Raw genomic sequence first — 12864 nt, forward strand, 5'->3', positions numbered from 1 at the left:
CTCCGGCAGGGCACGGGGACGCGGGGGCGTCAGAGGTCGAGGTCCACGACCACCGGCGCATGGTCCGAGGCGCCCTTGCCCTTGCGCTCCTCACGGTCGACGTAGCTGTCCTTGACGGCGGCCGCGAACGGGGCGTTGCCCAGGACCAGGTCGATCCGCATGCCCCTGTTCTTCGGGAAGCCCAGCTGACGGTAGTCCCAGTAGGTGTACGGGTGGTCGTACTTCAGCGGGCGTGGCATCACGTCGGTCAGGCCCTCCGCGTGGAGCGTGGCCAGAGCGGCACGCTCGGCGGGGGTGACGTGCGTCGCGCCCTCGAAGAGAGACACATCCCAGACGTCGTCGTCCGTCGGGGCGATGTTGAAGTCGCCGAGGACCGCGAAGGGCAGCGCGGCCGCCGCGTCGACGGCGACGGCCTTCTGGAGGGCCTCCAGCCAGCGCAGCTTGTACGCGTAGTGGTCGTGCCCGACCTCGCGGCCGTTCGGCACGTAGACCGACCAGACACGGGCCGGGCCGCAGGTCGCCGAGATCGCCCTCGGCTCCGCCACGCCCTCGTAGTCGGGGCCTTCGGGAAGGCCCGTGACGACGTCGGCCAGACCGATCCGGGAGAGCACCGCGACGCCGTTCCACCGGCCTGTGGCGTTGACCGCGCTTTCGTAGCCCAGCTCGCGCAGCGCGTCGGCCGGGAACTGCTCGAGCGTGCACTTGGTCTCCTGGACGCACAGCACGTCCGTGCCGCTGCTCTCCAGCCAGGCGAGCAGCCTGGGGAGCCGGGCGGTGATCGAATTGACGTTCCAGGTGGCGATACGCATGGCTCAAACCTAGCGGCTCCCACTGACAGCCGGGCCGGAGCCCGGCGTGGCCGCGCCGGTCAGAGGCGGGAGGCGTCGCCCGGGGTCATGCGGCTGTGGTCCGTGCCGCCGAGACTGCCGATCTGGGAGTCGTAGATCGGACGGGCGAGGTCGGTGAGCAGTGCGTCGTGGATGTCGATCGCACGCCGCGGCCTGACCTCCCGCACGTAGTCGATCACCTCGGAGATCTTGTTCCAGGGGGCCATCACCGGCAGCATCAGGGTGTCCACCGGCCGGTCGGGCACGGTGAGCGCGTCGCCGGGGTGGAAGACCGATCCGTCCACCAGGAAACCGACGTTGGTGACCCTGGGGATGTCCGGGTGGATCACCGCGTGCAGTTCGCCGTGCACCTGCACGTCGAACCCGGCGGCCGCGAAGGTGTCACCGTGTCCGACGGTGTGGACCCGCCCCGGGAAGGCCGCGGAGAGCCGCTCGGCCACGCTCCGCAGGGTCCACAGGTGCACCGCCGGATCGGATTCCAGTCCGGCGCGCAGCCGTGCCTCGTCGAAGTGGTCCGGGTGTTCGTGGGTCACCAGGATCGCGTCGGCACCGACCGCGGCGTCCTCCTCGGAGAAACCACCGGGGTCGATGACGAGCGACTGGCCGTCCCGTTCGAGGCGGATGCAGGAGTGCTTCTTCTTGGTGAGCGTGAGAGACGAGGCGTTCATGCCACCATCCTGCTACGCGGGCGGGGTGGTTTCCTCCTGGATCACGGACTGCGCGACCGTGAACGCGGCGCCGGCCGCCGGAAGGCCGCAGTAGACGGCTGTCTGCAACAGCACTTCCTTGATCTCGGCGGGTGTCAGCCCGTTGCGCAGCGCGGCCCTGACGTGCTGGGCCAGGCTCCCCAGGTGCCCGGAACCGACGACCGCGGCGAGCGTGACACAGCTGCGGGCCCTGCGGTCGAGGCCCTCACGGGACCAGACCTCACCCCACGCGTATCGGGTGACGAGGTCCTGGAAGTCGTCGGTGAAGGCGTCGGACGCAGCCGTCACGGCGTCGACGTGTGCGTCGCCCAGCACTTCGCGACGGACCTTCATCCCGCTGTCGTACCGGTCGCGGACACCCGCCGGAGCGACCTCGGGCATGACGGGGGCGGAGGCGATCTCGGCCACCGGCACCACCGGGACGAACGCGGCCGTGCCCCCCTGCGGGGGCGGTACGGGGATCGACGCCAGGGTGTCCTGCCAGGACGTCGAGAAGTGCATCAGGAGCAGGTCGGTGACGGCGCCGGGCTGCTCGACCGGGGCCAGGTGGGAGGCGCCGGGGACCAGGGCCAGCCGGGAGTCCGGGATGCCCGCCACGAGCGTACGGGCCTCCGCGGGCCCCGTGACCTTGTCCTCGGCGCCGACCAGGACGAGGGTCGGCACTCCGATGCGAGGCAGTTCCGCGCGGACGTCGAAGGCGGCCAGGGCCTCGCAGGCGGCGATGTAGCAGCCGGGGTCGGTGGTGCGCACCATCTGGACGGACCACTCGACGATGGCCGGCTGGGCGGCGGCGAAGCCGGGGGTGAACCAGCGTTCCGGGACGGCGCGCGCGATCGGCTCCAGGCCGTTGCTGCGGACCATCACCCCGCGCTGCCGGAATTCGTCGGCACTGCCGAAGCGGGGCGAGGTCGCGACCAGCGCCAGCGAGGCGACCCGGTGCGGGTGGCGCAGGGCGAGGACGGCGCCGACGGCCCCGCTGATGGAACAGCCCACGTACCCGAAGCGCTGGACACCGAGGCTGTCCAGCGTGGCGAGCAGACGGTCGGCGAGGTCGGCGACCGCCGTGGCCGGATGGGCGGGGGCCCCGCCGTGGCCCGGCAGGTCGTACCGGAAGACCCGCCAGTGCTTCGAGAGCTCGGCTATCTGCCGGTCCCACATGTGCCACGTGGTCCCGAGGGAGGGGCCGATCACCAGGACCGGAGCGTCTTCCGGCCCGTCGAAGCGGTGTTGCAGGGTGTTCGGTGGTATCTCGCTCACCCGCTAGACCCTCTCATCTCTCGCAGCAGCCCTTGTGGCCGGGGCCTGTGGACGATGGCCGGACCGGGGGATTTGCCACCCGCGTGACTCGGTCGCCCGCGTCGCTCGGTCGCTCGGTCGCTCGGTCGCGGCCGACCGTCGGCCTCCGTCAGGGCGTCGCCGAGGACACCACGTAGACGACCGGGGCCGCCGGGTCCGTCATGTTGACGGTGATGTCCTGCGTGGGGCGGGGGTTCTTGTTCTTGTGGACCGTCCCCGCCCAGTCGACGCCGGGGCCGAAGTACCACCCGGTGATCTTGATGTCGCGTTCGCCGATCGTGACCCTGCCGGTCTCCAGCGCCGCGCGGCCCGTCCCGACACCGCTCAGGAACCTGTCGAGCCCCGCGGACGTCGTACGGAACTTCACGTACATCCGGCTGACTTTCCAGTTGTTCGTCTCGTAGTACTGGACCCCGGTCGCGTTGCCCGGGACCGGCAGTTCGAAGATGCGGCGCTGCATGCCGGACGGCCAGTCCTCACGCAGCCCCTGCGCGGCCGCCTCCGCCTCCTTGTCCTTCCCGGAGCGGCGGCTCTGTGCGGCGGAGATCACCAGATAGCCCGCCGGGATCCCGATGAGCAGCACGATGATGGTCAACGTGATCAACCGTCGGCGGACGACCCGGCGCCGGTCCCGGGGAGGCGTTCCGTCACCGTCGCCGTCGTCGGAGGAGCCGGAGGAGGCGGACTGGCGCGGCACGACGTGGTGCTCGGCTGCGGTCATGGTCGGTGATCCCTCGAAGCTGCGGTGCGGGGTGCTGGTGGCCGGGGCGGTGCGGGCGCGCGGTGGGGCGCTGCCCCGGATCAGTCCGCGGCCCGGGTGCTACGCGTGTTGCGGATGGTGCTCGCGGCCTGGTCGTAGAACTGCGCGTAGCGCTCGTACCGTTCGACCCGCCGGCGGTTGGTCCGCCGGAATCTGCGGGCGACCAGGCGGGCCAGGTCCGCGGCGCCGACCATGCCCGCCTCGGGGCCGAGTTGCGCCTTGGCGATCCGTGCCTCCGGACGGTAGCCGCGGCCGGTGAGGTGGCGCTTGAAGGCGTCCCTCGCCGGGCCGATCAGGAGGTCGTCGGCCGCGCTGACTCCGCCGCCGATCACGAAGCAGGAGGGGTCCAGCGCGGCGGCCAGATTGGCGATGCCCACGCCGAGCCACTGCCCGATGTCCTGGAGGAGTTCGACGCACATCGCGTCACCCTCCCGGGCGAGCTCGGTGATGAGGGGGCCGGAGATGTCCGCGATGTTCCCCTTGACGCGGTCCAGCAGGAAGTGCGCCACCGGGGAGTCCGCCGCGGCCAGCTCCCTGGCCTCGCGCACCAGGGCGTTGCCCGAGCTGTACTGCTCCCAGCAGCCGCGGTTCCCGCACGGGCAGCGGTGACCGCCGGGCACGACCTGCATGTGCCCGAACTCACCCGCGACGCCGTACTTGCCCCGCTTGACGTGCCCGTCCTCGAGGATCGCGCCGCCGATGCCGGTGCCCAGCGTGATCATGACCAGGTGGTCCTCGCCACGCCCGGCGCCGAAGCGCCATTCCGCCCAGGCCGCCGTGTTGGCGTCGTTGTCCACCATCACGGGGACGACGAGCCGCGAGGCCAGGGCGTCCCGCAGGGGTTCGTCACGCCAGGCGAGGTGCGGGGCGAACAGCACCTTGGAGCGGTCCGCGTCGACCCAGCCCGCCGCGCCGATGCCGACGGCGTGGACGTCATGGCGGTCGGAGAGGTCGAGGACCAGCTCGACGATGGTGTCCTCGACGACCTGGGGGCTCTTGGACTTGTCGGGCGTTTCCGTGCGCAGGGTCTCCAGGATGTTGCCGTCGGCGTCGACGACTCCGGCCATCACCTTCGTGCCGCCGATGTCGATGCCGACGGTGGGGACCCGCGGCGCCGTGAGGTGCGAGCGCCGCTCCTTCGTGCCGACGGTCCGAAGAACGGTGGCGCGGGCGGAGCCGCGGTGGGTGAAGTCGCGGTACGTGCTCATCGTCCCTGCGCAGGTCGGGGGGCCGGCGGTCGCTCTTCCGGCGGCGGACGGTGCCCGCCGTGCTCGATTCTGCCATTTCCCCGCCCCCTGGACCGGCGGACGGCACAGGGGGCGGGAAACGAGAGGGACGTCTACGCGGTGTCCCCGCCTGCCGGACGGGCGCCGGGCTCCCCGGCCCCGGAGGCGCGCCGGAGCTCGTGGCTCAGCTCCTCCAGCTCGCTGCCGCCCGCCATCTGACGGGTCAGTTCGTCCAGGGTGACGTCGTCCTTGGTGTGGCTGCCCGACATCGCGCCCCGCTTGAGGAGGACGAAGCGGTCACCCACGAGATACGCGTGGTGCGGGTTGTGCGTGATGAGAACCACGCCGAGCCCGGCGTCCCGGGCCGCCGCCACGTACTTCAGTACGACGCCGGACTGCTTGACGCCGAGCGCCGCGGTCGGCTCGTCGAGGACGAGGACCTTGGCACCGAAGTACACGGCACGGGCGATGGCCACGCACTGGCGCTCGCCGCCGGACAGGGTACCGATCGGCTGGTCGACGTCGCGCAGGTCGATGCCCATGCGCAGCAGCTCGGCGCGGGTCGTCTCACGCATCAGCCGGACGTCGAGGCGCTTGAACGGGCCGGCGCCCCGCGTCGGCTCGGAGCCGAGGAAGAAGTTGCGCCAGACCGGCATCAGCGACACGACGGCCAGGTCCTGGTACACGGTGGCGATGCCGTGGTCGAGGGCGTCGCGCGGGTTGGCGAGTGCCGCTTCCCCGCCCTCGATCAGGAAGGTGCCGGAGTCGTGCCGGTGCAGTCCTGCGATGATCTTGATGAGGGTCGACTTGCCGGCGCCGTTGTCCCCGAGCACGCAGGTGATCTCGCCGGCGTGGACCTGCAGCGACACGTCCTCGAGGGCCTTCACGTTGCCGTAGTACTTGCTGACGTGATCGAGCTCGACGAGCGCCGGGCGGGCCGTGTCCCGGGGAGCGGGAGCCTGGGGGGCCGTCATTTCGTCGCCTCCGCGCGCTTGCGTACCCATGCGTTGAGCAGGGTGGCCAGGAGCAGCATCGCCCCCAGGAAGAACTTGAACCAGTCGGGGTTCCACTCCGCGTACACGATGCCCTTGCTGGTCATGCCGAAGATGACCGCGCCGACCGCGGAGCCGATGGCGGAGCCGTAACCGCCGGTGATCAGGCAGCCGCCGATGACGGCCGCGATGATGTACGTCAGCTCGTTGCCGACGCCCTCTCCGGACTGCACGACGTCGTAGGAGAAGAGCAGGTGCTGTCCGGAGACCCAGGCGGCGAAGGCCACCCCGAGGTAGAGCCCGATCTTGGTACGGACGACCGGGACGCCGACCGCGCGGGCCGCGTCCGCCTCGCCGCCGACGGCGAAGATCCAGTTGCCGAAGCGGGTGCGCAGCAGGATCCAGGTGGCGACGGCGACCAGGACCGCCCACCACAGGATGGTGACCTTCAGCTCGACCCCGCCGACGGTGAGGTAGGAGGCGAAGATCTTGCGGGCCGAGGAGAAGCCCTCCATGTTGCCGATGGCCTTGGTGGACACGGTGCCGCTGATCAGCTTGGTGAAGCCGAGGTTCAGGCCGGTCAGCATCAGGAACGTGCCGAGCGTGATGATGAAGCTGGGCAGTTTGGTACGGGTGAGCATGAAGCCGTTGAACGCGCCGAAGCCGAGGGTGACCAGCAGCGACACGAAGACGCCGACCCAGACGTTGGCCGTCATCTGGTAGCTGAACATCGAGGAGATCAGGGCCGAGCTGGTCACCATCACACCGGCGGAGAGGTCGAACTCCCCACCGATCATGAGGAGCGCCACCGGCGCGGCCATGATCCCGAGGGTGGAGGCCGCGTACAGCACGGTGCCGAGGCTGGACGACTGGAGGAAGCTGTCGGCCACGATCGTGAAGAAGAGGAAGACGGCCACGGCCCCGACGACCGAGCCGAGCTCGGGGCGGCCGAGCAGTCTGCGCAACGGTGAGGTGCGCAGCAGCCGTTCGTCGGTTCCCGCCGGTGCCGCGGGTTGACCGGTCGCCGTCATCGGGTGCCCCGGTCCGTGTACTCGGCGAGCTGGTCGGCGTCGGCGGCGGTGATGATCTGCGGGCCGGTCAGGACGGGCCGGCCGCCGCCGAGCACATTCTTGTTGAAGCGGTGGAGCCAGAGCAGGTCGACGGCCTCGTACCCCTGGAGGTAGGGCTGCTGGTCGACGGCGAAGCCGAGCGTCTCGTCCGAGAGGCCGGCGGCGACGCTCGCGTTGAGGTCGAAGGTGTCGATCTCGGCCTTGCTGCCCGCGGTCTTCTTTGCCTTGACGGCCGCCGCGGCGAACGGGGCCCCGAGGGTGACCACCGCGTCGATGCTCTTGTCGGCGCTGAGCTTCGCCTCGATCGAGGCCTGGACGTCGGGCATGTTGGTGCCGTCGACGTACAGGTTCTGCATCGTGCCGTCGAAGGTCTTCTTCGCTCCGGCGCAGCGCTGCTCGTGGCCCACGTTGCCCTGCTCGTGCAGGACGCACAGCGCCTTCTTGCGTCCGCGCCCGCCGAGCTCGTCGCCGACGGCCTCACCGGCGATGGACTCGTCCTGGCCGATGTGGGTGAGCGCGCCGAAGGCCTTGGACTCGGCGGATCCGGAGTTCACCGTGATCACGGGGATGCCGGCCTTGACCGCCTTGGCGACGACGGTCTTCATCGAGTCGGGCTTGGCCAGCGAGACGATCAGGCCGTCGACCTTCTTGTCGATCGCGGTCTGGACGAGCTCGGCCTGCTGCTGGCCCTCGTCGTTGTGCGAGTAGAGGAAGTTGATGTTGTCCTTGTCGGCCGCCTGCTGGGCACCCTTCTGGACGATGTCCCAGAAGGTGTCGCCGTCGCCCGAGTGGGTGACCATGGCGAACGTCCAGCGGGGCGTGTTCACCGCGGACCGGCCCTCGGCGGCCTGCTTCGCCGCGCGCTCCTCCGCCCGCTTGCCACCGGTGCTGCTGCATCCCATGAGGGAGGCACCCAGCACCGCCGCCAGGACGGCGCCCATCGCACGTACCCCTGTCCGAACCCTTGCCACGACGCCGTGCCCTTCTAGTGCTGCTGGCTGTGCTGCCTGATGGTGCCGTGACCGCTGACTCGCGGCCCGGCCGCCCAAGTATCCCCGAGCGGGAGCGGGCCCTGCCCGGCAGGGGCGTGGGCCATGCCCCACGCCGTTGTAAGCGACCTTGCATGACCACGTCAACGCCCGCGTCGAACACCGTGTCCCGGCATGCGGGGTCCGGCCGCCCCGCCGCGGCTCAGGGACGTGCCAGCAGCTGGAACTCGAAGGAGTAGCGGGACGCCCTGTAGACGTGGGAGCCGAACTCGACCGCCCGGCCGCCCGCGTCGAAGGTCGTCCGCTCCATCGTCAGCAGCGGCGCCCCCACGGGCTCCTCGAGCCGCTCCGCCTCCTGAGCGGTGGCCGCCCGGGCACCGACGGACTGGCGCGCACTGTGCAGCGTGATCCCCGAGGAGCGCATCATCCGGTACAGCCCCGTCGACTCCAGCCGCTCCGAGCCGAGCTCCAGCAGGCCCGGAGGGAGGTGGTTGCGCAGGAGTGCCATGGGCTCGTCGTGCGCGTACCTCAGCCGCTCGACCAGGTGGACGTCACTGCCCTCCGCCACCCCGAGTGCGGCGGCGATCTCGGCCGTGGCCGGCTCGACCGTGTTGCGCAGGAGCCGGGTCGCGGGCTGCCGTCCGGCCGACTCCAGGTCGTCGTAGAGACTGCTCAGTTCGACCGGGCGCTTGATGCGGCTGTGCACGACCTGGGTGCCCACTCCCCGCCTGCGCACCATCAGTCCCCTGTCGACGAGCGACTGGATGGCCTGGCGGACGGTGGGACGGGAGAGCCCGAGCCGCGCGGCCAGCTCCAGCTCGTTGCCGAGGAGGCTACCGGGTGCGAGCCGGCCCTGCTCGATGGCCGCCTCCAGCTGCCGGGCCAGTTGGTGGTAGAGCGGCACGGGGCTGGTGCGGTCCACACCCAGCCCCAGAGCGGCGGAGTCGGCGGTGGGTTTCGGCACGGCAGGGAGCGTACCTCCTGGCGCCGCGCCGCACCCCCTGGTTTGTCAGGACATATAGTTGACAGCGCACCGGGCGGGCGGCACGTTGGGTCCATGCGCATCGGACTCATCGGCACGGGCCGGATCGGTTCCTTCCACGCGGGCGTCCTGGCACGCCACCGCGAGGTCGCCTCCCTGGTGGTGACGGACACCGACGCGGCCCGCGCCGCCGAGGTCGCCGGGCGGACCGGCGCCACGGCCGTCGCGGACGCGGCGGACGTCCTGGCCGCGGGCGTGGACGCCGTGGTCATCGCCTCCGCCACCGCGGCACACGCCGAGCTCATCGGCCGGGCGGCCCGGGCGGGACTGCCGGCCTTCTGCGAGAAGCCGATCGCGCTGGACCTGGCGGGGACCCTGGGCGCACTGCGCGAGGTCGAGCGGGCGGGCAGTGTGCTCCAGCTCGGCTTCATGCGCCGCTTCGACGCGGGATACGCGGCGGCCCGCGCGGCCGTCCGCAGCGGCGCACTCGGCCGGCTGCACACCGTACGGGCGGCGACGTCCGACCCCGCTCCCCCGCCCGCCGCCTATCTCCTCCTCTCCGGCGGCCTGTTCAGGGACTGCCTGGTGCACGACTTCGACATGCTGCGCTGGGTGACGGGACGCGAGGTGACGGAGGTGTACGCCACCGGGTCGGACGCCGGAGACCCGATGTTCCGTGCCGCGGCCGACGTGGACACGGCGGCGGCCCTGCTGACACTGGACGACGGCACGCTCGCCACGGCGACGGCAACCCGGTGCAACGGAGCCGGTTACGACGTACGCATGGAACTGGCCGGCGAGCTGGACCAGATCGCGGTCGGCCTGGACGACCGCACCCCGCTCACCTCGGTGGAGGACCAGGGACCTCCGGCACCGGCCGAACCGTGGCCCGGGTTCCTGGAGCGCTTCGCCCCGGCGTACGAGGCCGAGCTGGACGCGTTCCTCCGTGTCGTACGCGGGGAGTCGGCGAACCCCTGCGACGGCCGGGAGGCGCTCCACGCGCTGCGCATCGCCGAAGCCTGCGAGCTGTCGCGCGGGGAGCGCCGCCCCGTACGCCTGACGGAGATCGCCGACGCCTGAACCCCGTGCCGCTACCAGGCCACCGGGAGCCGCAGCGGCCCCCGTATCAGCATGCCCGTACGCCAGGACAGGTCGGCCGGGTCGGTGGCGAGCCGCAGCTCCGGGCAGCGTTCCAGGAGGGACCGGATGGCGATACGGGCCTCGATGCGCGCCAGTGGCGCACCCAGGCAGTAGTGGATGCCGTGGCCGAAGGCGACGTGCCCGCGTGCGTCCCGGGTGATGTCGAAGCGGTCGGCGTCCGGGTAGCGGGCGGGGTCGCGGTCGCAGTCGGCCATCGCGACCAGGACGAGTTCACCGCCGCCGGGGATCACCGTGCCCCCGACGTCGAGCGGCTCGGTGGTGAAGCGGTACGTGGGGGTCTCGACGGGCCCCTCGTAACGGAGCGTCTCCTCGACCGCGTTGTCGATGAGTCCGAAGTCGGCCCGCAGGAGCCGCAGTTGCTCGGGGTGGGTCAGCAGGCTGAGGACTCCGTTGGAGATGAGGTTGACCGTGGTCTCGTGTCCGGCGACCAGCAGCAGCCAGGCCATGCCCGTGAGTTCGTCGGGGGAGAGCCGGTCACCGTCGTCATCCGCCGTGTGGATCAGCGCGCTCATCAGATCGTCCCCGGGCGCCGCGCGCTTCTCGGCGAGCAGGTGACCCAGGTAGGCGGTCATGGCGGCGGTGGCCCGGCCGCGCGCCTCGGCGTCGAGGGACGACACCACCGTGTTCGACCACTCCCGGAAGGCCTGACGGTCCAGGGTGGGCACACCCAGCAGTTCGCAGATGACGGCCATCGGCAGCGGGAACGACAACGCCTCGACCAGGTCGGCGCTCCGGCCGGGACCGTCGAGCACGCAGTCGAGCAGTTCGTCCGTCATCTCCTGCACGCGGGGGGCGAGCAGGGCCATCCGGCGTGGGGTGAACTCCCTGGCCACGAGCCGGCGCAGCCGGGTGTGGGTCGGGGCGTCGGAGCTCAGCATGGACGTCCCCGCGGACACCTTGCTGACGCCGAGCGCGGGTGACGCCCTGTGCCACTCCTTGGAGAGCCGCTGGTCTGCGAGGAGGGCCCGCCCCGCTTCGTACCCGACCACGAGCCAGGCCGGTGAGCCCTCCGGGATGCGGACCCGGTGCACCGGCCCGCGGGCACGTAACCGGGCGTAGACGGGATAGGGGTCGCGGATGAAGTCGTCACCGAGTGCGCCGAGATCGAGCAGGACTTCCGTGGTCACGGTGGTTCCCTTCAGGTCGGGCGGGCGGAGAGTACGGTTCCCTGGGCCACCGCGCACAGCGCCTCGGCCCCCTCGTGGCTGACGGTGTACAGGTCGCAGCGCACGACGGCCTGTCTTCGGCCGGTGTGGACGACGGTGGCGCGGGCGGCGAGGGTACGGCCGGTCGCGGGGCGGACGTACTGGATCGAGAAGCCGCCCGTGAGGACGGCGGAGCCGAGTGTGGAGCCGGCGGCGAAGGTGATGGAGTTGTCGGCGGCGTAGGACAGCACCCCACCGTGCAAAAAGCCGTTCTGCTGCAGGAGTTCCTCGCGGACGTCGACCTCGAGGGTGGCGGCGCCGTTCCCGAACTCCGTGAGGCGTGCCCCGACGAGCCCGCTGAAGGGCTGGCTGTCGAGGACCTTCTGTGCCGACTGCAGGGAGAGTTCAGTCATGGTGGACCTACTGTCTCACCGGCGCACCCGCGAGGTGCCGTAGCTGTCGTCATCACCCGCCAGGGATCACGGGGCAGCCCTTGGGCCGGATCCCGGCGTCGGGGCGGTGGCGCGGCTCGGCTTCCCGGAGGGCTGCGGGCTCTTCGCCGGCATCGCCGGTCACGGCCGGCGCGGCAGTCGTGATCGCGGCCGCCTCGATCAGGGCGTGAGGTCCGCGCTGCGGCGCCCCCACGCCGTCCCCGCCAGGACGAGCGCCGCGCCCAGCACCCCGAGGACGCCGAGCCGCTCACCCCCGAGCGAGATGCCCACGGCGGCGGCCCAGAGCGGTTCCGTACCGAGGAGCAGGCTGACCCGGGACGGCGAGGTGCGGCGCACCGACCACATCTGCACGAAGAACGCGAACAGCGTGCAGAAGACGGAGAGGAAGACCAGCCCGGCCCATTGCGCGGCGTCGAAGTCCGCCGCGGCCGTCCAGGGCGCCTGCCCGGTCCCGGGCACGGCGGCCAGCACGGCGAAGACGGCGACCGCGCTGCCGAGCTGGACCGTGGTCAGGGACAGCGAGTCGGCGTCGCGCACCGCCTTGATGCGGGCCATCGCCAGGACGTGGACCGTACGGGCCAGGGCGGCGAGCAACATCAGCAGATCGCCCGCCGAGGGGCTGGTGAAGCCGCCGCCCTGGGTCAGGAGCACCACGCCCGCGACCGAGAGTCCGGCAGCGGCGAGGAAGGTCCCGGACGGCCGGACCCGGGTCACCACGGCCTCGGCCAGCGGTGTGAAGATCATCGTGAGGCTGATGATGAGCCCGGCGTTGGTGGCCGACGTGTGCACGACGCCGTACGTCTCGAGCAGGAAGATGCCGCTGAGTACGAGCCCGAGCAGGGCCGCGCCCCTCCACTGCGCCGCCTTCAGGGCGCGCAGCCTGCGCCGTCCGGCGACGACCAGCACGGGCAGGACGATCGCGAAGCGGAGCACGAGGACCGCGATCACGGTGTGCGTGGTGGTGATGCCCTTGGCCGCGAGGTAGCTGGCGCCCCAGACGACGGCGACGAGCAGCACGGGCAGATCGGTGACCCAGGCGCGGCGGGGCGGGGCGAGCGCGGGCAGAGCGGCAGCGGACACCTTGGGCTCCTGGTTCTCCACAGCGGAACGATGTGGAGACCTCGCCGGCTCACACGGGGAGCGATCACCGTACCGAACGGACGGACCCGACGGGAACCCCTGTCCGCGGCCTGACCGGGCCACGCGTTCCCGTGGGGTCGTCCCGGGCCGAAGCGG

The 12864-nt window shown here is 71.5% G+C and carries 13 protein-coding genes; 1 reads left to right on the plus strand and 12 read right to left on the minus strand.

Features of this window, described 5'->3' with window-relative positions:
* Positions 1–29: 29 nt before the first annotated feature.
* The 9 genes from QFZ58_RS07650 to QFZ58_RS07690 all read right to left on the minus strand — a co-directional run bounded on the left by QFZ58_RS07650 (position 30) and on the right by QFZ58_RS07690 (position 8852).
* Positions 30–809 (minus strand): exodeoxyribonuclease III, encoded by a 780-nt coding sequence (locus QFZ58_RS07650; protein WP_307124157.1) that lies wholly within the window; start codon positions 807–809, stop codon positions 30–32.
* A gap of 59 nt (positions 810–868) precedes the next feature.
* Positions 869–1516: an MBL fold metallo-hydrolase gene (locus tag QFZ58_RS07655; protein ID WP_307124158.1), complete on the minus strand. Its 648-nt coding sequence runs from the start codon at positions 1514–1516 to the stop codon at positions 869–871.
* A gap of 12 nt (positions 1517–1528) precedes the next feature.
* A complete protein-coding gene (locus tag QFZ58_RS07660; protein WP_307124159.1) occupies positions 1529–2812 on the minus strand; it encodes an alpha/beta fold hydrolase in 1284 nt (427 codons plus the stop codon).
* Between the two features lie 148 nt (positions 2813–2960).
* Positions 2961–3572, minus strand: coding sequence for a hypothetical protein (locus tag QFZ58_RS07665; protein ID WP_307124160.1), 612 nt, complete (start codon positions 3570–3572; stop codon positions 2961–2963).
* Between the two features lie 80 nt (positions 3573–3652).
* Positions 3653–4819, minus strand: a complete 1167-nt coding sequence (locus QFZ58_RS07670) for an ROK family glucokinase (protein WP_307124161.1) — start codon at positions 4817–4819, stop codon at positions 3653–3655.
* Between the two features lie 131 nt (positions 4820–4950).
* Positions 4951–5811 carry an ATP-binding cassette domain-containing protein gene (locus tag QFZ58_RS07675; RefSeq protein ID WP_307124162.1) on the minus strand — a complete coding sequence of 287 codons (861 nt, stop codon included), beginning with the start codon at positions 5809–5811 and terminating at the stop codon, positions 4951–4953.
* Positions 5808–6860 (minus strand): ABC transporter permease, encoded by a 1053-nt coding sequence (locus QFZ58_RS07680; protein ID WP_307124163.1) that lies wholly within the window; start codon positions 6858–6860, stop codon positions 5808–5810. Before QFZ58_RS07680 ends, QFZ58_RS07675 begins: the two co-directional genes overlap by 4 nt.
* Positions 6857–7840, minus strand: a complete 984-nt coding sequence (locus QFZ58_RS07685; RefSeq protein ID WP_307124164.1) for a sugar ABC transporter substrate-binding protein — start codon at positions 7838–7840, stop codon at positions 6857–6859. The genes QFZ58_RS07680 and QFZ58_RS07685 overlap by 4 nt, the downstream gene beginning before the upstream one ends.
* 250 nt (positions 7841–8090) lie before the next feature.
* Positions 8091–8852: a GntR family transcriptional regulator gene (locus QFZ58_RS07690; RefSeq protein ID WP_307124165.1), complete on the minus strand. Its 762-nt coding sequence runs from the start codon at positions 8850–8852 to the stop codon at positions 8091–8093.
* A gap of 93 nt (positions 8853–8945) precedes the next feature.
* Between QFZ58_RS07690 and QFZ58_RS07695 the strand changes: the two genes are divergently transcribed.
* Positions 8946–9950, plus strand: coding sequence for a Gfo/Idh/MocA family oxidoreductase (locus QFZ58_RS07695; protein WP_307124166.1), 1005 nt, complete (start codon positions 8946–8948; stop codon positions 9948–9950).
* Between the two features lie 11 nt (positions 9951–9961).
* On the opposite strand, the gene QFZ58_RS07700 is transcribed toward QFZ58_RS07695, so the two are convergent.
* The 3 genes from QFZ58_RS07700 to QFZ58_RS07710 form a co-directional block, all read right to left on the minus strand.
* Positions 9962–11158 carry a cytochrome P450 gene (locus QFZ58_RS07700; RefSeq protein ID WP_307124167.1) on the minus strand — a complete coding sequence of 399 codons (1197 nt, stop codon included), beginning with the start codon at positions 11156–11158 and terminating at the stop codon, positions 9962–9964.
* Between the two features lie 11 nt (positions 11159–11169).
* Positions 11170–11589 carry a PaaI family thioesterase gene (locus QFZ58_RS07705; RefSeq protein ID WP_307124168.1) on the minus strand — a complete coding sequence of 140 codons (420 nt, stop codon included), beginning with the start codon at positions 11587–11589 and terminating at the stop codon, positions 11170–11172.
* A gap of 198 nt (positions 11590–11787) precedes the next feature.
* Positions 11788–12708, minus strand: a complete 921-nt coding sequence (locus QFZ58_RS07710; protein ID WP_307128797.1) for a DMT family transporter — start codon at positions 12706–12708, stop codon at positions 11788–11790.
* Positions 12709–12864: the final 156 nt, after the last annotated feature.

Source organism: Streptomyces sp. B1I3 (assembly GCF_030816615.1).
GTDB lineage: Bacteria > Actinomycetota > Actinomycetes > Streptomycetales > Streptomycetaceae > Streptomyces.